Below are 20,634 nucleotides of genomic sequence, written 5' to 3'. Positions count from 1 at the left end.
CCAGCGCGGGCCGGGGCCGGCCGATCCCGACGGACACCGGGACGGACATCGCGGCGTGCACCTCCTCCGCGAGGCCCGTCCAGGCCGGCCCGCTGGAGGGCGCGGCGGGGGCGGCGGCCAGCAGCACGGCGTGGTCGTAGCGGACCAGGTGCAGCGGGTGGTGGCCGCTCAGCCGCCGCCGCAGCGCCAGCAGGCCCTGCTCCAGAGCCAGCCTGAGCGCCTCGTCGGGCTCGGCCGACAGCGGCCTGGCCACCAGTACGGCCACCGGCTGTGCCTGCGGGAAGGCGCCCGCCTCGATGAGCTGGCGGGCGGCGTCGTGCTCTCCCAGCATCAGCCCGGTCACCGCCTCCAGTTCCCGGTGCGAGGCCAGGCCGGTGGCGAGGCTCTCGTGGAACAGCGCCAGGGCCAGCGCGGGGGTGGCCGCGGCGGCCTCGGCGATCTGACCGCCGGACATGGGCGGGTCGCTGTCGATGAACCACAGGAAACCGAGCAGCCCGGCGTCATGGCGTACCGGGACGCAGACGCGGGGGAGCAGGCCCAGGTGCGCCGCGCCCGGCGTGCGGAGCGGGGTGGCCGACTCGTGGATGCCGGCGCCGCTCAGCCACTGGCGCACCTCGGGCGTGGTCCGCCTGCGCAGGATCGAGTCGCGGCGGATCTCGTCCATGGCGCCGCTCTGCTCGCTGTAGACGACCACCCGCTGCAGGCGGTCCTCCAGCAGCAGCGGCCGGCCGAGGCGCGCCGCCAACTCGTCCACGGTTTGCTGGAGGTCCGCCACCACTCACCTGGATTTTTCGATAAATGTCGGCATTAACGCTACAGGTCTTCCCTACAACTGATCGATGATCTCTGTCAATATCGCCTATAGCGTCCCATCCGTGAATGCCCCGAAGAAGCTGCTGAAAGGCGTCCTGGCGGCCTTGGTGCTGATTCCGGCGAGCCTGTTGGCCACCCCCGCTTCCGCAGCGCCCCCCACCGACCCCGAGCATCCATGGCGCCAGGACCACTGGCCCCAGACCCAGCCGTGGCAGCGGGACGGGCCGGACGCCCGGTCGCCGCACGCCAGGCCCACCGGCGGCGTCGAGCCGATCGACCCCCAGAACTGGGAGAACCCCGACCACATGACGTGGGCGGACTACAAGAGGGTCCCCGGCACCTCCTGGAACGACCCCGCGGCCAAGGGCTCCAAGCGGACGTTCAAGGGCGCGCTCGTGCTGCTCGACTACCCCAACCAGCCGTTCGTGGTGACCCAGCCCAAGGGCTCGACGATCTTCAAGAACCCGAGCGCCGAGGCTCACGACATCCCGCGTGACCAGGTGGCGAAGTTCTACCAGGACTTCCTGAACACCCCGAACGCCCTCAACAAGGGACATACCATCCACGAGTACTGGATGGAGGACTCCGGTGGCCGCATCGGCGTCGAGCTGACCGGCTTCGGCCCGTACACGATGCCGGGCAAGGACCACGAGTACGCCATGGAGTACCAGCCGGACGCCTGCCCGGCCGGCGACACCTGCACCCGCAACCTGCGCGCCGACGGCAACGCGGCCTGGCTCGCCGACGTCGGCGAGGACACGGCCAAGAAGTTCGACTTCGTCTTCTACCTGAGCGCCGGCCAGGACGAGTCCTCGACCTGGCAGGAGTTCGGAATGATGAAATTTCCGAACAAGGATGCGGTGACCGACGACTTCGGTCCGCCCGACCCCAACCTGCCCAACTGGTCGAGGACCCGCTACGTCGACTGGACCTCCTGGCAGGCGGGCTCCACCTTCTGGCCCAACGCCCGCTTCGGCGTGGACTCGGTGCAGGCGGAGAGCTCCGGCATGTCGGTGTACGCCCACGAGCTGAGCCACATCATGGGCATCGCCGACAACTACAACAACCCGTACGGCACGCCGCTGCGCCGGGCGTACTCCGGCATCTGGGAGATGCTGAGCAGGGGCACCTTCAACGGCCCCGGCGGCCCGCACAGCCGCTGGCTGATCCCGCCCACCGCCGGCGCCTCGATGGGCGCCCAGCACATGTTACGCAACAAGATCAAGCTCGACATGGTGGACCAGGGCAACGTCCTCAACCTCTCACGCGACGCGCTGGACGAGTCGGGCGTGGTCACCGCCAGGGTGACGGCCCGCGCCGCGCAGCCGGGGCCCGGCGGCCTGTCCGGCGTCAACATCGCCTTCGGCAGCGGCGACAGGAGCCCGGCCTGCGACACGCGGACCAACCCGCTCTGCGACGGCGGCGGCTACGACAACTACACCCTTGAGGTCGTCGACCGCATGGGCACCGACTCCTTCACCCCCGACTCCGGCGTGCTGCTGGCCAAGACCAAGGACCAGGACCGCGCCCCGTTCATCTGGGTGGTGGACGCCAACCCGCAGGACATCGGGATGACCGACTACGTGCTGCCCGACGGCACCAAGGTGCCGATCACGATGGGCGACTACCGCCAGCTGTCCGACGCCCTCTTCCACGCGGGCGCCGACTCCGGCAGCGAGTACGAGTACGTCGACCAGGCCAACCGCCTGCACTTCTACGTCACCGGCATCAGCCGCGACCGCAGGGGCGTGCTCTCCTACACGGTCGCGATCCGCTCGCTCGACGGGGCGGGCCCGCACCGGCGCGGCGTCAGGGTGCTGCCCGGCGCCGGGGTGCCCGCCGGCAACGGCGTCTCCGCGTGCAGGTTCTCGCTGGTGAACACCGGCCGGGCCGCCGCGGTCCAGCCGGGACACCCCGAGGACGTCGCGGCGTACCTCGGCGACGTCTACCGGCTCAAGGCCGAGGTGCAGGGCAACGGCTGGACCGCCCAGGTGCCCAACGCCCTCGCCGCGGTCTCCTTCGGCAAGCAGGCGCCGGTGACGGTCAACGCCGTGCGCGGCGCGGGCGGCGACCGGCTCGCCAAGGTCAAGCTCACCGCCACCTCCGAGAGCGACCCCGCCAAGACGGCGACGGCCACCTGTCACGTAGTGGGCCGCTAGGCGAACGATGGGGTGCGGCTGGCGCGGGCCGCGCCCCATCGGCTTGAATACCCCGTAGGGGGTGATCATTGACCGACCGGTTACCAGAGGAACGGCAGCCCCGGCGCCGCAAGGTGCCCCTGGCCGCGCCCGTGGCCGCGGGACTCACGGCCGCGGCGGCGAGCATCCTCGCGGCCTCGCTGGAGTGGGAGATCCCGCCCGCGGCGAAGATCGGCGTGACCGCGGGCGCCGCGATCCTGGTCGGGCTGACCACGTGGGCGACCACCGATCAGCGTCCCAGGCGCAGCGAGCCACGGGAGCCGTCCTCCCGCGCGCCCGACCAGTGGCCGCCCGTCCCCGAGCACTTCACCGGCCGCGCCGAGGCGCTCGCCGAGCTGCGCGGCGTGTTCACCGCGCGCCGCAGGGCGAAGGACGTCTCGCCGCCGCTGGTCGTCTCCGTGTACGGCCGGGGCGGCGTCGGCAAGTCGGCGCTGATCGCCCGGTTCGGCCAGGAGGTCGCGGGCTGGTTCCCTGACGGCCGGCTCCACGCCGACCTGCGCGGCGGCGCGGGCGCCCCGGTACGGCCCGACGAGGTGCTGATCGGGTTCCTGCGGGCGCTGGGCGTCCGCCTGACCACCGATCCCGGCGGGCTGGAGGAGCTGCGCAGGCTCTGGCTCACCTGGACCAAGGACCGCAGGATCCTCATCGGCCTGGACAACGCCCACAGCGCGGACCAGGTCAAGCCGCTCATCCCGGCCGAGTCCGGCTGCGCGGTGCTGGTCACCTCGCGCCAGCCCCTCTACCTGAACGGCACGCGCGACACGCGGCTCGGCGAGTTGACCGAGGCGCAGGGCGTCGAGCTGCTGGCCCGGCTCGCCGGGAGCGGCCGCGTGGTCGACGACCTCGACGCCGCCAAGGAGATCGTCAGGACCTGCGACCGACTGCCGCTGGCGATCAACATCTGCGGCGGCCGGCTCGCCACCCGGGAGCAGTGGACGCTGCGCGAGATGGGCGGCCGGCTGGCCGACGAGCGCCGCCGCCTCGACCAGCTGGAGCTGGCGCCCACCGTCGACAAGAGCGTCCGCGCGTCCGTGCAGCTCAGCTACGACGACTGCACCGGCATGCAGCGCCGCCTGCTGCGCCTGCTGTCGGCGCTCACCTCGCCCGACGTGCCCGGCTGGGTGGCGGGCGAGCTGCTCGACATCTCCGGGCTCGACGGCGCCGACCAGCTGGAGGCGCTGATCGACGCCCAGCTCGCCGAGTGCTCCGGCACCGACCAGACCGGCGCCATGCGCTACCGCCTGCACGACCTGGTCAGGGTCTTCGCCGCCGAGCTGACCGCCGAGGACGGGGAGGAGCGGCGCCGGGCCGCGATCGAGCGCGTGCTGTCCGGCTACCGCCGGCGAGCCGAGGAGGCGGCGCAGGACCGCTGGCCGCAGGACTGGAGCAAGGGCGGCCGCCGTTCCAGCGCCGAGGGGCAGGTGCACGCGGGCGACTGGCTGAACGCCGAACGGCTCTCCCTCGTCGCCATGGTCCACCTGGCCAGGCAGCAGGAGCTGTGGGAGCTCACCTGGGGGCTGGCCAGGGCGTTCTGCTCCCTCTGCCACTCGCTGCGCGCCTACTGGGCCGACTGGCGGCAGGTCGCCGAGCTGGGGTGCGAGGCCGCGCTGCGCACCGGGGACCGGCGCGCCCAGGCCATCTCGCTGCTGGACCGCGCCGCCGTACAGGGCGGGCTGGGCGCCCATGAGCTGGGCCGCGTGGACGCCGAGCGCGCGCTGGAGATCTTCACCGAGCTCGGCGAGTCGTGGTGGGCGGCCAGGGCGATGCGCACGGTCGGCATGTCGCTGTTCTCCGAGGGCCACCTCGACCGCGCGCAGGCCCACCTGACCGGCGCGATCGCCGCCTTCAGGGGCGAGGACGACCAGTGGTGGATGGCCCGGACCCAGCGCAACCTCGCCGAGCTGCGGCTGGCCGAGCGGCGTCCCGAGGAGGCCAGGGAGCTGCTGGAGGACTCGCTGGAGGTGTTCAAGCGCGCGGGCAACCGCTACTCCGAGGCGCAGACGCTGCGCGCGTACGGAGAGGTGCTCGCGGCCCAGGCGCGCGGCCTGCACCGCGACGGCGACCACCGGGCCGCGCTCGACGGCTTCACCAGGGCGGGGTTCAGCCTCGACCGCGCGGGCGCGATGTTCAGGCAGCGCGGCGAGCTGTGGGAGGAGGCGCGCTGCCTGCGCGCCGCCGGGGAGGTCGGCGATCCGTCGAACGGGCTGCGCGAGCTGGAGTTCGTCAGGCGGGCCGAGGAGATCCTGACGGCCCTGGGCGACTCTTGGGGCGTGGCCCGCACCGCGCTGTCGGCCGGGAGGGTGCTGGCCCGGCTGGGCCGCATCGAGGAGTCGGAGCACGAGCTGCGCAGGGCCGTACGGGCCTTCGAGGAGCTGGACGACCGGTGGTGGATGGCGCTCAGCCTGCGCTACCTGGGCGAGGCGCACCTGGACGCGGGCGGGCCGGACGCCGCCGTGACCCCGCTCCGGCAGGCCAGGGAGATCTACCGCAGCCTGGGCAACGAGGCAGGCATGCGCAGGACCCTGGAGCTGCTCAGGAAGGCGGAGACCTGACCTGCTCTGCGAACCGGCGCGGGCTCAGGAGAGCGGAGACCTGACCTGCTCTGCGAACCGGCGCGGGCTCAGGAGAGCGGAGACCTGAGCAGCTCGCCCGCCGTCCGGCGCGCCTGGAGGATGCTCTCCTCGAACAGCCTCCGCACGTGCTGCGCCTGGTCGCCGAGCTGCCTGATGTGCTCGCGCGCCAGCTCGTCGCGGACGGTGTCGGCGATCAGCCGCTGGTAGTCGGGGGTCCGTTCGGCCAGCGCCTCCAGCCGCCGGTGCCCGTGGTAGGCCCGGTCGGCCCGCAGCACCTGCTTGGCGTACTCCTCAAGGTGCCGGACCCGCTTCGACAGCGACGTCCACGCCGCGTCCAGCGCCGTCGAGTACGGTCTGACCGCGTCCTTCATACTCGAGGGCAGGTCGCGCGGGACCAGCTTGCGGTGCTCGGCGTGCATGGCCGACAGCCTCGACAGGCGCTGGGCGATCTGCCACACCTCCTCCGGCAGCGTCACCTGGTTGTCGATCGTGTCGATCAGTCCCGCCTGCTGCACCTGCGAGCCGAGCACCGCCTCCACCGCGTCCTGGGCACGGCGCAGCAGCCTCTGGCAGGGGTAGTCGAGATCCTCCGGCAGGACGTAGCGGTCCGCGTGCTCGCGGGCGAGCCGCAGCCGCTCGCGGGCCGCGCGGTCGGAGGAGTCCACCGCCACCCAGCGCATGAACGCGATCAGGCTCACGCCGCCGGCGGCGACGATCATGCCGGTCGTACTGGTGAGGATCCAGATCAGCAGCAGGAAGGCGGGCAGTACGAATATCAGCGTGGGGTTGTGGGAACGCTCCGGGCGTGAGCCGTTCCGGGCCATGCGGAGCACGTGAGGCTGGGACCGCAGCTGGACGGATATCTCCGTGGACAGCGATGGATCTATCACCAGCCGTGGGGGCAGAGCGCGCGGATCCATACGTTCATGCTGCGTTATGAACCTCGAATTCGCTCATATTTGGCGGACATATAGGGTCAGATCGATGAACGCGATGACGAGATGGATCGACCTGGAAGGCGCCGTCAACGTCCGTGACCTGGGAGGACTGCCGACAAGCGACGGCGGGGTCACCCGCTACGGCCGGATACTGCGGGCGGACAACCTCCAGGGGCTGACACACCGCGACGTGTCCAGGCTGGTCGGAGAGCTCAAGCTCCGCCACGTCGTGGACCTCCGCTCGACCGCCGAGGTGGCCCTGGAAGGGCCCGGCCCGCTGACCCGGGAGCAGGGGGTCACCCACCACCATCTGACGCTGTTCGCCGAGGGCGGCCGGCACACCGACGTCGAGGCCGAGACCGTCGACATCGAGAAGGTGCTGCCCTGGCAGGAGCGACGGCTGGACGAGGACTTAAGGGTGACCGGCTTCTACTACGGCTACCTGCGTGACAGACCGGACGCCGTGGTGGCGGCGCTGCGCGCGATGTCGCTGGACGACGGCGCGGCCGTGGTCCACTGCGCGGCGGGCAAGGACCGCACCGGCGTGCTGTCGGCTCTCGCGCTGGAGGCGGCGGGCGTCACCCGGGAGGCGGTCGTCGAGGACTACGTCGCGACGGGGGAGCGGCTGGAACTGGTGCTGCGCCGGCTGCGGTCCAGCGCCACCTACCGCGACGACCTCGACTCGCGGCCGGCGGACGACCACATGCCGCGGGCCCGCTACATCCAGCAGTTCCTCGGCGTGCTCGACGAGCGTTTCGGCGGGCCGATGGGCTGGCTGGAGCTGCACGGCTGGACCTCGCAGGACACGGAGGCCGTCCGGGCGCGCCTGCGCGACTAGCGGGTTGCCGTTGGAGATCCCGGCATTCCACTCCCAACCAATCAGTGGCCCCGGTCGTCCAAGCCCGCATGGGGAGCGCACTGATCGACGGGGATCCGCAACGGCTCGGTGACTTCTGGCTTTCGGGCCGGCTCGGGACCGGCGGTCAGGGCGTCGTGTACGAGGCCTACGACGCGGCGGGCGCCAGGGTGGCGATCAAGGTGTTGCGTGGCGACCCGACCGGGGAGCCCGGACTGCGCGGCCGGATGGCGAAGGAGCTGGCTTCGGCCCAGCGGGTGGCGTCGTTCTGCACGGCCAGGGTGCTCGGCGCCGACCTCGACGCGCCCAGGCCGTACATCGTGAGCGAGTACGTCGAGGGCCCGAGCCTGCGAACGGCCCGGCGGGTCTTCCGCGGCGACGACCTCCACAGGCTGGCCACGGCGATCGCCACCGCGCTGACCGCCATCCACGACGCGGGCGTCGTGCACCGCGATCTCAAGCCCGACAACGTGCTGCTCGGCCCCGACGGCCCCCGCGTGATCGACTTCGGCGTGGCGCGCACGCTGGAGATGTCGGTCACCTCGACCGGCATGGTGACGGGCACGCCCAGCTACATGGCGCCGGAGGTGTTCTCGGGCGAGCGGGCGGGCAGCGCCGCCGACGTGTTCGCCTGGGGCGCGGTGATCGTGTTCGCGGCCACCGGCCAGGACCCCTTCACCGCGGAGACGCTCGGCGCGGTCATGCACCGCGTGCTCTCCCACGAGCCCGACCTGTCGGCGCTGCCCGGCTCGCTGCGCGGCCTGGTGCGCGCCGCCCTCGCCAAGGACCCGTCCCGCCGTCCCGCCTCGCGGGAGCTGCTGCTGGGCCTGGTCAGCGGCGACGGCCGGCTCGACACCGCGCGCCTGCTCGCGCGCGGAGCGGGCCAGGGTGAGCGGATGGGGACCGCCACCCACGACCCCGCGCTCGGCGTCATCGCCGAGGACGCCTACGCCGCCCTCTCACCCGCCGACAAGGACCTGGTGCCCGAGGTGTTCCTGCGGCTCGTCACGGTGACCCAGGAGGGCGACCTGGCGCCGCGGGAGGCGCGCAGGTCGGAGCTGCCGGAGGGCGTCGAGCGGGTGCTGGAGGCGTTCGCCTACCTGGTCTCGAACGGGGACCCGGTCCGGCTCACCCGTCCCGCCCTGCCGCTGGCCTGGCCGCGGCTGCGCGCCTGGATCGCGGCCAACAGGGACGGGCTGGCCGTGCACCGGCGGATCTGGGAGGCGGCGGAGCGCTGGCAGGAGCACGGTCGCCGCGACGGCGACCTGTTCCACGGCACCGCGCTGGACGACGCGCTGCGCTGGGCCGCGGCCGAGCGCAGGAACATCACGCTCACGCCCGCCGAGCGGGACTTCCTGGAGGCGGGCGCCGCGCTCGGCAGACGCCGCTCCCGCAGGTCGAGGCTGCTGTCCGCCGGCCTGGCCGTCCTGCTCGCGCTGGCCGTGATCGCGGGAGGCCTGGCGGTACGGCAGAGCGCCACCCTCGCCGAGCAGCGCGACGCGGCCGAGTCGGCGAGGCTGGCCGGGGTGGCCGAGTCGGTGAGAGGCAAGGACCCCGTGCTTGCCATGCTGCTCAGCGCCGCCGCCGGGCGGCTCTCACCCACGGCCGAGGCCAGGTCCAGCCTGCTCGCCTCGCTCGTGGACCGGGCGAGTGGGGCGTTCCGCGACCCCGACCCCGGCCCCGACGTGGTCCGCGTGCTCAGCGCCGACGGCCGGTCGCTGATCAGCGTCAGCCAGGGCGAGGTCAGGGTGTGGGACGTCGGCACCGGCAGGCGGACGGGCGGCTTCACCGGGCTGGAGCTGGCCGGCAGGCGGCTGCGCGTGGCCGCGGTCAGCGCGGACGGGCGGCTGCTGGCCATCGGCGACAGCAAGGCCGTGGGAGTCTGGGAGATCGCCACCGGCAGGCGGGTGGGCCGTGGCCTGCCGGTCGACGGAATGGTCGACCTGGACGTCCGGTTCAGCGGCGGCCTTCTCGTCGTCACCCACGGGCAGGCCCAGTCCGTCCACGATCCGCGCACCGGAAGGGAGACCTCCCTGCCCGCGAGCGCCAAGGTGGTGGTCCACCCGGGCGGCGACTACGCCGTCGCGGGTTCCGAGCGCTGGGCGCTGCCGTCGGGCAGGAAACAGCCTGGTCATCCCGGCGTCTGCCACGGCTGCCCCGTGGCGTTCAGCCCCGACGGGCGGCTGCTCGCCGTCGTCGGCGACGACATCCTCACCATCTTCGACGCCCGCGACCGCGAGCAGCTCGCCGTGATCAACGGCTGGGAGGACCGGGCGGAACCGGTGTTCAGCCGGGACGGCGCGCTGCTCGCCGGGATGGGCTCGACGATCAGGCTCTACCGGTGGCGCGCCGAGGACCCGCTGGTGCTGGAGCGCACGCCGGGGGACCCGGCGTCCGCGATCGCCTTCGGCCCGGCCGGGGTGCGCTATCTGAGCGAGCACACGGTCGTCACGCTCCAGCCGCCCGCCGTCCCGGCGGAATCCCTCGACGCGGTGCGGCTGAGCGCGGACGGCCGGTCGCTCGCCACGCACGCGCTGGGTTCCACCAAGGTCACGCTGAACGGCAGGAGCTTCGAGACGGGGAAGTTCGAGGACTTCGACACCGGCTTCTCCTTCAGCCGGGACGAGCGGCGGCTGGCGATCAGGCGCTCCGGGAGCGTCAGCGTCTGGAACACCGCCACCTGGCGCGAGCTGGCGCGTGTCCCCATGGGGCCGACGACCCTGCCCGACGCGGCCGACGGCGCCCTGCTCGTGCCGGCCGGGCTCTGGACGGCGGGTGATAGGTCCTTCACGCTCTGGAAGGTCCCCGGTGGCACCCGGCTCAAGGAGGTGACCAGGCCGCCGCGGTTGCTCGGCTGGACGGCCGGCGCGAACGGGCACCTGGTCGGGCTGGACGCGGACGTGCTGCGTCTGGTGGACCTCGAGACGTGGCGGCCGTTCGGGGCGCGGCTGAGCCTGCCCTTCCAGCCCGACGAGGTCTGGTTCAGCCCCGATCTGAAGCTGGTCGCGGCGAACTTCTCCGGCAAGGTGGGTGTCTGGGACACGAGCACCGGCGGGCAGGTCGGCGACTGGCTGCGGACCGGCGACCCGGGGTGGACGGGCGGGTTCTCCGCCGACGGCCGGCTGTTCGCCTACGCGTCCCAGTCCCAGACGCTGACGATCTGGGACGTGCGCGGTGGACAGCGGGTGGGACCCGTGGTCTCGCTTCCGGACAGCGCGAGGTCGGTCGCCTTCTCCGCCGATGCGGCCGAGGTGCTGGCCGTGGGCCGGGCGGGGCGGGTGACCCGGCTGCCCGTGGCGGTCGGCCCGCTGGTGAAGGCGGTGTGCGCGCGGGCCGGGCGGCCGCTCATCGAGGCGGAACGGGCCAGATATCTCCCCGGCCAGGACTCCGGGAGCAGCTGCTAGCCGCCCCGTGGTCAGCCGAGCCGGACCGCCGTGGCCCGGGTCGCGGACAGGCGGGCCGACTCGATGACGGTCAGCGCCTCCACCACGCTCTCGGGGCTGACCGGGGGCGGCGCCCCGTCGCGCAGGCAGGCCGCGACGCCCTGGTAGAAGCCGAGGTAGCAGCCGGGCCGGGTGGGGACCGGGGTGTGCCGATCTCCGGCGCCGAGCGTGCCCCACCGGTCGGCCGGCTCCTCGCCGAACGACGGGGACCCGGGTGACACCCCGGCGCGCAGCCGCTCCTCCTGCACGTCGAGGCCGTACTTCTCGTACGCGGCCGACGAGCCGAGCACCCGGAACCGGGGCCCGAGCCGCGCCGTCACCGCGCTCGCCCACAGGTGGGACCGGGCGCCTCCGGCATGGGTCAGGGCGACGAACGTGTCATCGTCGGACCGTACTCCGGCGCGGCGCACGTCGCACTCCGCGTAGACCTCGCGCACCGGTCCGAGAAGCTGGATCGCCTGGTCGACGAGGTGGCTGCCGAGATCGTAGAGCAGGCCGCCCACCTCGTCCTCACCGCCGCTCTCCCGCCAACCGCCCTTGGGCACCGGACGCCACCGCTCGAAGCGCGACTCGAACCTGTGCACCTCGCCCAGCGCGCCGTCGCCCACCAGGTCCCGCACGGTCAGGAAGTCGCCGTCCCAGCGCCGGTTCTGGAACACGGTGAGCATGAGCCCGCGCTCCGCGGCCAGGCGCACGAGCGAGCGCGCCTCCCCGGCGGTGCGCGCCATCGGCTTGTCGATCACGACCGGCAGGCCCCGTTCGAGCGCCTCGGTCGCGACCGGCACGTGCGTGCGGTTGGGCGAGGCGACCACCACCAGGTCGCACAGGTCCCACAGCCGTTCCACGCCGGGCACGACCGTGGCGCCGTACCGGCTCGACGCCTCCTCGGCCCGCGCGGGATCGCGCGTCACCACCGCCGACAGCGTCAGGCCGGGGGTGGCGTCGATCAGCGGGGCGTGGAAGTACGCGCCCGCGACGCCGTAGCCGACCAGACCGGTACGGATCGCACTCATCGGGTCAGCGTAGCGTGCGTCATTCGTCGTCACGCTCGGCCAGGAACCGCTCGAACTGGGCGGCCAGCTCGTCTCCCGTGGGCATCTGCGAGGGCTCGGCCATCAGGTTCTCCCGGTTGGAGCCGGCGGCGAAGGCGTCGTACTGCTGCTCCAGACCGCTGATCGCGGTCAGCAACTCGGCGGAGGCCTGGACCTGCTCCTCGACCTCGGCGGTCGTGCGGACGGCCGCCTGCCGGAGCGCGTCCATGGGGAAGACCAGCCCCGTGCCGCGCGTCACCGCCTCCAGCGCGCTGACGGCGGCGTGCGGGTATTCGGCCTGGGCCAGGTAGTGGGGCACGTGCACCGCGAAGCCGAGGGCGTCGCGGCCCTCGCCGCCCAGGCGGTGTTCGATCAGCGCGGCGACGCTGCCAGGCACCTGGACCCGGCCGAACGAGCTGGTCTGACCGTTGATCAGCTCCGGGCGGCTGGCGTGCGGGGTGATGCCGAGCGGGCGGGTGTGCGGCACCGCCATCGGGATGCCGTGCACGGTCACGAGCTTGCCGACGCCCAGCCTGTCGGCGAGCGTGCCGACGGCCCTGGTGAACAGCTCCCACTCGCGGTCCGGCTCGGGGCCGCTCATCACGAGGAACGGGGTGCCGGTGGTGTCCTCCACGACGTGCACGGCGAGCCGGGGGCTCTCGCAGTCGACCCACCTGTCGGTGTCGAAGGTCATGATCGGTCGGCGCGAACGGTAGTCCAGCAGCCGGTCGACGTCGAACGTCGCCACGACCCGGTGCTCCAGCTCGGCCAGCAGGTGGCCCAGCGCGAGGCGTCCGGCCCCGCCCGCGTCCACGAAGCCGTCGAAGTGATAGAGCAGCACCGGATCGGACAGCTCGGGCACGTCGTCGGCGAGCTCGTAGAGATCCGTCGGGTCGAACACAGTTGGACAGCCTTTCCCTAGGTACTCACTCTGAACCCACGGCGAGCCGGAACGATTCCGTTCAAGGCACACTATCGGGGCAGAATGGGAGACATGGACGGGGACGCGGAGCTCGAAGGCCTCGCCACGAGGGTGTTCGACCTGGCCAGGACGGGTGACACCGACGCCCTGCGCGCCTACGTGGAGGCCGGCGTCCCGGCCGATCTCACCAACGGCAAGGGCGACACCCTGCTGATGCTGGCGGCGTACCACGGGCACGCCGAGACCGTGCGCATGCTCGCCGAGCACGGAGCCGACCCCGGCCGGGCGAACGACCGCGGCCGGACGCCGCTCGCCTGCGCCGTGTTCAAGAAGGAGCCGGACGTGGTCAGAGCCCTGCTCGACGCGGGCGCCGACCCGCACGCGGGCAGGCCCTCGGCGATGGACACCGCGCGCATGTTCGGGGTGGAAGACTGGTTCGACGCATAACTGCCATTACCGAAAAGGGAAAACTCGCTTGTGGCGCTATAGGCATGTTTGGCGAACATTGCGATCATCGGTAAATGGCTAGCTCTGCGCATCTGTCCGATGCCCCGCCCCTCCGCATCCCGCCACTGCGCTGCCCGTTTCCCAGCCAGGTGAACCCGCACGTCACCGAGGCCAGTAAGGACAGCTTCGAGTGGCTGGTGGAGTCGGGCATGCTCAACGAGCCTGATCTGCTGGAAAGGTACAGGAACGCCAGGTTCGGCTGGCTCACCGCCCGGGCCTACCCGCTCGTCGACCGCGACATGCTGAAGCTCCTGATGGACTGGTGCATCTGGCTGTTCGCCTTCGACGACGGCTTCTGCGAGTCGGAGGATCTGAGCAGGCACACCGCGCTCATCGCGCGAGCGTTACCGGAGATGTTCCGGGTCTTGCACGACATCGAGACCGACGAGCCGGTGAGCAACGTCTTCGCCCGCTCTCTCCAGGAGCTCAAGGCGCGCATCGCGGCGCACGCCGAGCCCGTCCAGCTCGACCGGTGGTCCGCGGCCACCAAGGAGTACATCTTCGCCCAGGTGTGGGAGGCGGCCAACAGGGAGTCGGATGTGGTGCCCACACCCGAGGACTACGTGTTCATGCGGCGCCGTACCGGCGCCATGTATCCCGTCTTCGCCCTGATCGACATCGCCGGCGGCTACCGGCTCACCCCCGAGGAGTGGCACCACCCCGACGTCCGCGCGCTCACCGAACACGCCAACGACCTGGTCGTCTGGGACAACGACCTGTTCTCGTACGCCAAGGAGCGCACGCACGACAAGGCCCGGCACAACCTGGTGAACGTCCTGGTCACCCATCGCGGCTGCTCCCTGCAGGAGGCGCTCGACGAGGTGGCGCAGATGCACGACCGGGCCGTGGCCGAGATGGTGCGGCTGCGCCGGTCCGTCGAGTGCTGGGGAGACCGCTCCGCGCTGGCGTACGTGCAGGGCCTGGAGCACTGGGTGCGCGGGCACATCGAGTATTCGCTCCGCAGCACCCGCTACGTGCACGCGTGGCCGACCGGCACGCAGTGGACGCAGGCCCCCTGAGAAGCGGGAGAGCCTCGTCCGGGCCGGGCGTCTATGCCGGGAGGTCCACCTCGCCGAGCGCGAGCGAGGACGCTTCGGTGAGATCGAGCCGCATGCCCTCCTCGAACAGGGCCTGGTAGCCGGCGACCCCCAGCGCCTTCTCGCACTCCTTGACACACTTCTCGTGCTCGACCGTGAGGAACGGCGCCCCGAGCTGCGGGAGGCCGGCCGTCTTCCAGTTTTGGTGCAGGGCGCCGAGCAGCCGCGCGGCCACGTCCACCTGGTCGAGCGAGATGTGGATCCGGGCCGTGGTCTCCAGCACGATCAGAGTGCCCAGGGTGTCGTGGAAGTGCCGCTTGATCCGCAGGCTCTCCTGCGCGTTCTCCAGCGCCTGCTGCGGCCGGCCGCTCGCCAGCCGCGGCACCGAGAGCGCCCAGTGCGCGTACGAGCTGACGAACAGCTCGCCGCGCTCCCTGCACACCTGCAGGCAGTCCGTCAGCAGCGACTCGGCCTCGTAGAGCTCGCCCTGCGACGACAGCACCAGCGACAGCTCGACGATGGCGGGCAGCAGGCCCGGGTTGAGCTCCTTGTTGTCGGTCTTGAACTCGATCGCCACGCCCAGCAGCGCGCTGGCCTTCTGCAGGTCGCCCTGGAGCAGCGCGGCCGTGCCCTGCATCTTGGAGGCGAGGATCACGGCCTTGGAGTCGCCGACCCTGACCGCCTCGGTGCTGCACAGCTCGGCCGCGTCCAGCGCGCCCACGCTGTCGCCCTGCGCGCTGCGCACGTAGGACAGGACCCAGAGCGCCTTGCACCGCTCCTTGCTGGGGGTGGGGTTGGCCTGCAGCGCCCGCTCCAGGTAGAGGCGGCCCTCACGCGTGAAACCGCAGCAGACCCACATGAACCAGAGCGACGACAGCAGGGTCAGCGCGAGGACGGTCTCGCCGGGTGTGCGCAGGGCGTGCTCCAGCGCGACGCGCACGTTGTCGTGCTCCTGGCGCATCCGGACGAACCAGTAGATCTGCCTCGGGCCCGACCAGGCGTCCTCGCTCCGCCGCGCCAGGCTCAGGTAGTAGTCGAGGTGCTTGTGATGCATGTGCTCGGTCTGCCCGAGCTTGTCGAGCCACTCCTCGCCGTACTCCGCCAGCGTGTCGATCAGCTTGTAGCGGACACCGGCGTGGTTGCTGGTGATCAGCAGGACCGACTTCTCGACGAGCCCCGTCACCAGGTCGGTGATCTGCTCGGCGGGCAACTGCTCGTCGGCGCAGACCGCCCGCGCCGCGTCGAGCTCGAAGTCGCCCGCGAACACCGACAGCCGCGCCCACAGCAGCCGCTCGGGCGGGTCGCACAGCTCGTGACTCCAGCCGATGGCCGCGCGCAGCGTCTGATGCCTCGGCAGCGCCGTGCGGCTCGCGCCCGCGAGCAGGCTGAACCGGTCGGTCAGCAGCCCGAGGATCTGCTCGACCGACAGGGCGCGCAGCCGCACCGCGGCCAGTTCGAGGGCCAGCGGGATGCCGTCGAGCCGCCTGCACAGCTCGGCCACCGTGCCGATGTTGTGCTCGTCCAGCACGAAGTCGGGCACCACCGCGCCGGCCCGCGCGGCGAAGAGCTGGACCGACTCGTTGGTGAACAGGCTCTCGGCGGGGTCCTCGCCCGGCACCTGCAGCGGCGGCACCGGCACCACGTGCTCGTACGGCAGATGCAGCGACTGGCGGCTGGTGGCCAGCACCTTCAGGTTGGGGTTGCCCTCCAGCAGCTCCTCGACCAGCTCGGCGCAGCCCTGCACCAGGTGCTCGCAGGTGTCGATGATCAGCAGCATCTCGCGGTCGGCGACCCACTCCGACAGCGTCTCGGAGGCGGCCCGCGACGACTGGTCGGCGATGCCCAGCGCGGAGGCGATGGTGTGCCTGACCATGCCCGCGTCCTGCAGCCTCGCCAGGTCGGCGAACCAGACGCCGTCGGCGTAGTGCGATCTGACCTGATGAGCGAGCCGCAGCACGGTCCGCGACTTGCCGACCCCGCCGATCCCCGTGACCGTCACCAGGCGCGACTCGCTGAGGTGACGCTTGAGGTTGGCGAGAAGGCGCGTCCGGCCCACGAAACTCGTGAGCTCGGCCGGCAGATTGCCTTCTCGTCGCCAGCCTGTCGGGGTGGCCATGGGCAGCCTCACGGGGGTTAGGCGACAACCTGCCCTCGCATCGTACCCCCGCTGATCCCGGCTGTCCGTCGGCTCGACCAGCGGCGGGGAGAGGTTTGTACGTCTCGGTAGCATGAATGCCGTGACCGAATTCCTCCCTGAGCAGACGGCCGACGACACAGACCTGGGCTGGGGCGACTGGCGCGAGGACGACGACCCCGACAGGTTCTACCTGGACGACAAACCCCCGCACTGGTCCTGATCCCGGGCCGGAGGCGTCCCCGGCTCAGCTCACCACGTCCTTGCGGCGGAAGCGGCGGAAGGCCACGGCGACGAGGACGGCCGCGTACGTCACCGACACCGAGGCCCCCTTCGCCATCCCGCTCCAGTCGAGCTCGGGGGCGAGGGCGTCCAGCCAGGCGGTGTTCCAGAACGTCGGCAGGAACTCCCGCAGCGACCCGAGCGCCTCCACCGCCTGCAGGATGGTGCTGACGATCCACAGCCCCACCGCCCCGCCCACCGCGCCGAGCGGCGAGTCGGTGGCCGTGGAGATGAGGAACGCCAGGGCCGCCACCACCAGCTGGCTCACCAGCGCGTACCCGATCACGATCCCGAAGCGGGGCAGCACGTCCAGCGCCGCGATCGTCTCGCCCGTGCCGGGCACCTGGATGTCGTGCCAGCCGAACGCGAGCGTGCCCGCGAGCAGTGCCATCAGCGGGAGGCAGATGATCGCCATGGCGGAGTAGCCGAGCGCCACGATCAGCTTCTGGCGCAGCAGGCGGTCGCGCGGCACCGGGGCGGCCAGCAGATAGCGCAGCGACGACCAGCTCGCCTCGCTCGCCACCGTGTCACCGCAGAACAGCGCCACGGCCACGACCAGCAGGAAGCTCGCCGACACCGAGAGCACGAACGCGGCGAAGTTGAGGCCGCTCGCCGACGCCAGGTCGGAGATGCGCAGCGACGTCTGCTGCTGCTGGCCGCTGGACTGCGGCCCGAACTGGAACGCCACCACGAGTATCCACGGCAGCGCCAGCAGCAGCCCGAACATGACGAGCGTGCGGCGGCGCTTGAACTGCCTGACGATCTCGACTCTCAGCGGGAGCGTGCGGCGGGGCGCGTAGCCGGTGGCGGCGGTCACGATTTCTCTCCGATGAGGTCGAGGAACACGTCTTCGAGCCGGGGCCCGTGCCCGTTGCCGGAGGCGGCCGCGCTGAGCAGCACCGACACCGGCCCGGCCGAGACCAGCCGGCCCCGGTGCATGACCACCACGTGGCTGCAGGTCTGCTCCACCTCGGCCAGCAGGTGACTCGAGACGATCACGGTGCGGCCGTCGCGCGCGTAGCGCTTGAGCACCTCGCGCATCTCCCTGATCTGGGGCGGGTCGAGCCCGTTGGTGGGCTCGTCGAGCACCAGCAGGTCGGGCAGCCCCAGCATCGCCTGCGCGATCGCCAGCCGCTGCCGCATGCCCTGGGAGTAGGTGCGCACGGCCCGCTCCAGCGCCTTGCCCAGCCCCGCGATCTCCAGCGCCTCGTCGAAGTGGGCGTCCCCGGCCGGGCGGCCGGTGGCCGCCCAGTAGAGCTCGATGTTCTCGCGCCCGGACAGGTGCGGCAGGAACCCGGGTCCCTCGACGAACGACCCCAGCCTCGACAGCACGGGAGCGCCGGGCGCCACCCTGTCGCCGAAGATCCGGATCTCGCCGCTGTCGGGGCGGATGAGGCCCATCATCATCCGCATCGTGGTCGTCTTCCCGGCGCCGTTCGGCCCGAGCAGGCCCAGCACCTGGCCGCGCTCGACCCGGAACGACAGCCCGTCGACGGCCGGCTCGCCGTTGCGGTACGCCTTGGTCAGCCCGCTGATCTCCAGCGGCACCTCGTCGCCGCCGCCGCGGTTGCCGGTGCCGGCGCCGGACCGTGAGCGGGCGGGGTCACGGCCCGTGGCCAGCAGGACACCAGCCAGGACGACGGCGGCGAGCGGCATGGCCCACACCCACCACACCACCCTGGTCGCGGGCGCGGCGAGGGCCGTGACCGTGGGGACGGCCACGGCGGGCGCGGCGAGGCCGATCCGGTAGGAGGCGGCCTCGGCCGGGGTCGTGTAGCCCATGTCCGTGGTCGTCACCGTGAGCCGCAGCCGGTGCCCCGCGGCGAAGGTGTGGTCGACGGCGGGCAGGGTGACCGCGGTCTCGACGCTGCCCGCGCCCTCCGGGATCGTCACCCGGAACGGCGCCACCAGGCCGGCGGGCAGCGCGGGCGGCTGGAGGCTGTCGGCCACGTCGAAGAGCTTGGCGAACAGCGTCACCTGCCCCTTGCCCGAGACCTTGATCCTGGCGGTCGGGCTGCCGGTGAGCTGGAGCGGCGCGGTCAGCGGTCGCGACTCGAAGGAGGCGCTCTGGCCCGGCATGTCGAGCGAGACGCTCAGGTTGCCCTGGCCGCCGACCCCACCGCCACCTCCACCACCACCGCCGAGCAGGCCGCTGACACCCGGCACGGTCGAGACCGAGGCGGGCGTGCCGCCAGGCGGGTTGACGACGTTCTGCTCCGGACCGGCGAGCGTGACCCGCGTCGTGACGGTGCCTCCCAGGCCGGGATAGGCGCCGGCCTCGGGGTGCAGGCGGATGCGCTGCCGGGTGCCGGGGTCACGGCCCCCGTCACGGGTCACCGTGAACGGCCGGGCGGCGGGCGAGCCGTCCCGCTTGAGGTGGTGGCCGAACCAGGCGGTCGTCTGCTCGTGGAGCCAGTCGGCCTCGCCGTTGCCGCCGTCGTGACCCCCGTCGAACCAGGCCACGCTCACCGGGGCGCCGCCGGACGCGATGGCCCTGGCGTTCGCGTCAGACTGGTCCAGCGGGAACAGCGAGTCCCGCTGGCCCTGGAGGAGCAGCGTCGGCGCCTTGATCCGGCCCGCCACCGTGACCGGGCTGGACCTGCGCAGGAGCGCGACGGCCTCGGGCGTGGCCCGGCCGGTCTCGGCGACCTCCTCGTAGATCCGGCAGATCTCCGGCAGGAACCGGCCGCACCGCGCCTCCTCGGCCGGCAGCGGGCGCGGCTGCTGGGTGAGCGCCTCCAGGCCCTGGATCGCGCCGCCGCCCCTGCCGAAGAAGAAGCCCGCCCACATGCGCTTGAACACGCCGTTCGACGGCCCCTGGCCGGTGGCGTCGGGGAAGAGCGCTTCGGCCAGGTCGGACCAGGTGATCGAGGGGACGATCGCGTCGACCCGGGGGTCGTGGGCGGCGGTCATCAGCGCGATGGACCCGCCGTACGAGCCGCCCGCGATGCCCACGCGCGGGTCGCCCGCCGCGTCCAGCCGCACCTCCGGCCGCCCGGCCAGCCAGTCGATCAGCTGCCTGGTGTCCTTGACCTCGTAGTCGGGGGAGTTGAGCGCGATCTGACCGGTCGAGCGGCCGAACCCGCGCGCGGACCAGGTCAGCACGGCGTAACCGTCCCGCGCGAGCCGCGCCGCCTCCTCGCGGACGCTCCGCTTGCTGCCGCCGAACCCGTGGGCGAGCAGCACGGCCGGAGCCCTCCCGCCGCCGGGCGGCGGGAAGAAGGTGGCGTCGAGCTCCACGCGCTGGTCGCCGGCGGGGCCGTCGACCACGGTGATCCTCTGGTCCTGCCCCCGCGCCTCGGGCGCCGACGGCCAGGCGAGCCACGTGACGCCGGCGAGGGCGAGCACCGCGACCAGCGCGGCCACACGTTTCATGCGGTGAGCCTACTTTCCGCACCTGAGAGGAGCCTGAGACGGACCGTGGAGCGAGGACCTGCCGGCCCGCCTCGGTGGGCGCGGGAAGCCCCGGTCTACGAGCCGCGTCCGGAGGAGCCGTTCGCCGGTGGGGCGGTGTCGAGGAGGCCGGCCAGTTGAGCGCGGCTGGAGACGCCCAGCTTGGCGTACGCGCGGGCCAGGTGGTTGTTGACGGTGGTGATCGACAGGCCGAGCTGCTGGGCGATGGTCCTGCTGCTCAGCCGGACGGCCAGGAGAGCCACCTCGCGTTCGCGGCGGGTGAGCACCTGGGAGATCTGCTCGTGGTTGAGCAGCGGCGTGGCGGCGCCCGTGCACTCCGCGCGCAGCGCCACCGCCCGCTCGCGGGCCAGCGTGGCCTTGCTGAGCAGACCGGCCTGGCGGTAGGCGCGTACGGCGCCGGTGGCGGCCTCGGCGGCGAGCAGGTGGTGGCCGAGCCGGGCGAAGGCGTCGGCGGCACCGGAGAGCGCCTGGCCGTCCATGCGCGTG

Annotated in this window: 13 protein-coding genes and 1 pseudogene; 6 read left to right on the top strand and 8 right to left on the bottom strand. The window is 72.5% G+C overall.

Annotation, left to right across the window (positions count from 1 at the left end):
- A pseudogene (locus tag DQW85_RS18105) lies at positions 1 to 775 on the bottom strand (hypothetical protein); the annotation flags it as partial.
- 100 nt (positions 776 to 875) lie between these two features.
- Here DQW85_RS18105 and DQW85_RS18100 point away from each other — a divergent pair.
- The gene (locus tag DQW85_RS18100; RefSeq protein WP_240197256.1) at positions 876 to 2,972 is read left to right on the top strand and encodes a M6 family metalloprotease domain-containing protein; all 2,097 of its coding nucleotides are present in this window, start codon (positions 876 to 878) and stop codon (positions 2,970 to 2,972) included.
- Positions 2,973 to 3,040: 68 nt separating this feature from the next.
- The gene (locus tag DQW85_RS18095; protein ID WP_113701477.1) at positions 3,041 to 5,563 is read left to right on the top strand and encodes an ATP-binding protein; all 2,523 of its coding nucleotides are present in this window, start codon (positions 3,041 to 3,043) and stop codon (positions 5,561 to 5,563) included.
- A gap of 68 nt (positions 5,564 to 5,631) precedes the next feature.
- Here DQW85_RS18095 and DQW85_RS18090 read toward each other — a convergent pair whose 3' ends face one another.
- A complete protein-coding gene (locus DQW85_RS18090) occupies positions 5,632 to 6,504 on the bottom strand; it encodes a hypothetical protein (RefSeq protein ID WP_113701476.1) in 873 nt (290 codons plus the stop codon).
- Between the two features lie 64 nt (positions 6,505 to 6,568).
- On the opposite strand from DQW85_RS18090, the gene DQW85_RS18085 reads away from it, so the two are divergent.
- On the top strand, positions 6,569 to 7,360 hold the full coding sequence (locus tag DQW85_RS18085) for a tyrosine-protein phosphatase (RefSeq protein ID WP_113701475.1): 792 nt from the start codon (positions 6,569 to 6,571) through the stop codon (positions 7,358 to 7,360).
- Positions 7,361 to 7,428: 68 nt separating this feature from the next.
- Entirely contained in the window at positions 7,429 to 10,782 is a 3,354-nt protein-coding gene (locus DQW85_RS18080; protein ID WP_162795084.1) for a WD40 repeat domain-containing serine/threonine protein kinase, read from the top strand.
- Between the two features lie 11 nt (positions 10,783 to 10,793).
- Here the strand turns inward: DQW85_RS18080 and DQW85_RS18075 are convergent, their stop codons facing one another.
- Both DQW85_RS18075 and DQW85_RS18070 read right to left on the bottom strand, forming a co-directional pair.
- The gene (locus DQW85_RS18075) at positions 10,794 to 11,834 is read right to left on the bottom strand and encodes a Gfo/Idh/MocA family protein (protein WP_113701473.1); all 1,041 of its coding nucleotides are present in this window, start codon (positions 11,832 to 11,834) and stop codon (positions 10,794 to 10,796) included.
- A gap of 19 nt (positions 11,835 to 11,853) precedes the next feature.
- The gene (locus DQW85_RS18070; RefSeq protein ID WP_113701472.1) at positions 11,854 to 12,753 is read right to left on the bottom strand and encodes a proteasome assembly chaperone family protein; all 900 of its coding nucleotides are present in this window, start codon (positions 12,751 to 12,753) and stop codon (positions 11,854 to 11,856) included.
- Positions 12,754 to 12,837: 84 nt separating this feature from the next.
- Here DQW85_RS18070 and DQW85_RS18065 point away from each other — a divergent pair, with 84 nt between their 5' ends.
- Together DQW85_RS18065 and DQW85_RS18060 are read left to right on the top strand one after the other, a co-directional pair.
- Positions 12,838 to 13,221: an ankyrin repeat domain-containing protein gene (locus DQW85_RS18065; protein WP_113701471.1), complete on the top strand. Its 384-nt coding sequence runs from the start codon at positions 12,838 to 12,840 to the stop codon at positions 13,219 to 13,221.
- A 74-nt stretch (positions 13,222 to 13,295) separates the two neighbouring features.
- Positions 13,296 to 14,300: a terpene synthase family protein gene (locus tag DQW85_RS18060; protein WP_162795083.1), complete on the top strand. Its 1,005-nt coding sequence runs from the start codon at positions 13,296 to 13,298 to the stop codon at positions 14,298 to 14,300.
- 31 nt (positions 14,301 to 14,331) lie between these two features.
- Here DQW85_RS18060 and DQW85_RS18055 read toward each other — a convergent pair whose 3' ends face one another.
- The 4 genes from DQW85_RS18055 to DQW85_RS18040 all read right to left on the bottom strand — a co-directional run.
- Positions 14,332 to 16,446, bottom strand: a complete 2,115-nt coding sequence (locus DQW85_RS18055; RefSeq protein ID WP_240197255.1) for an ATP-binding protein — start codon at positions 16,444 to 16,446, stop codon at positions 14,332 to 14,334.
- Between the two features lie 253 nt (positions 16,447 to 16,699).
- Entirely contained in the window at positions 16,700 to 17,551 is an 852-nt protein-coding gene (locus tag DQW85_RS18050) for an ABC transporter permease (protein ID WP_113701468.1), read from the bottom strand.
- A complete protein-coding gene (locus DQW85_RS18045; protein ID WP_113701467.1) occupies positions 17,548 to 20,109 on the bottom strand; it encodes an alpha/beta fold hydrolase in 2,562 nt (853 codons plus the stop codon). Before DQW85_RS18045 ends, DQW85_RS18050 begins: the two co-directional genes overlap by 4 nt.
- A gap of 95 nt (positions 20,110 to 20,204) precedes the next feature.
- Positions 20,205 to 20,634, bottom strand: a 430-nt coding sequence (locus DQW85_RS18040; RefSeq protein ID WP_162795082.1) for a helix-turn-helix domain-containing protein, incomplete at its 5' end; no start/stop codon positions are given.

The organism is Nonomuraea lactucae, assembly GCF_003313395.1.
Lineage (GTDB): Bacteria > Actinomycetota > Actinomycetes > Streptosporangiales > Streptosporangiaceae > Nonomuraea > Nonomuraea lactucae.
This window is presented reverse-complemented; position numbering and strand designations above follow the sequence as displayed.

Coding starts and splice junctions, on each gene's coding strand:
- DQW85_RS18090 (WP_113701476.1), bottom strand. CDS start 6,504: ATGGATCCGCGCGCTCTGCCCCCACGGCTGGTGATAGATCCATCGCTG.
- DQW85_RS18085 (WP_113701475.1), top strand. CDS start 6,569: ATGAACGCGATGACGAGATGGATCGACCTGGAAGGCGCCGTCAACGTC.
- DQW85_RS18080 (WP_162795084.1), top strand. CDS start 7,429: ATGGGGAGCGCACTGATCGACGGGGATCCGCAACGGCTCGGTGACTTC.
- DQW85_RS18075 (WP_113701473.1), bottom strand. CDS start 11,834: ATGAGTGCGATCCGTACCGGTCTGGTCGGCTACGGCGTCGCGGGCGCG.
- DQW85_RS18065 (WP_113701471.1), top strand. CDS start 12,838: ATGGGAGACATGGACGGGGACGCGGAGCTCGAAGGCCTCGCCACGAGG.
- DQW85_RS18060 (WP_162795083.1), top strand. CDS start 13,296: ATGGCTAGCTCTGCGCATCTGTCCGATGCCCCGCCCCTCCGCATCCCG.
- DQW85_RS18045 (WP_113701467.1), bottom strand. CDS start 20,109: ATGAAACGTGTGGCCGCGCTGGTCGCGGTGCTCGCCCTCGCCGGCGTC.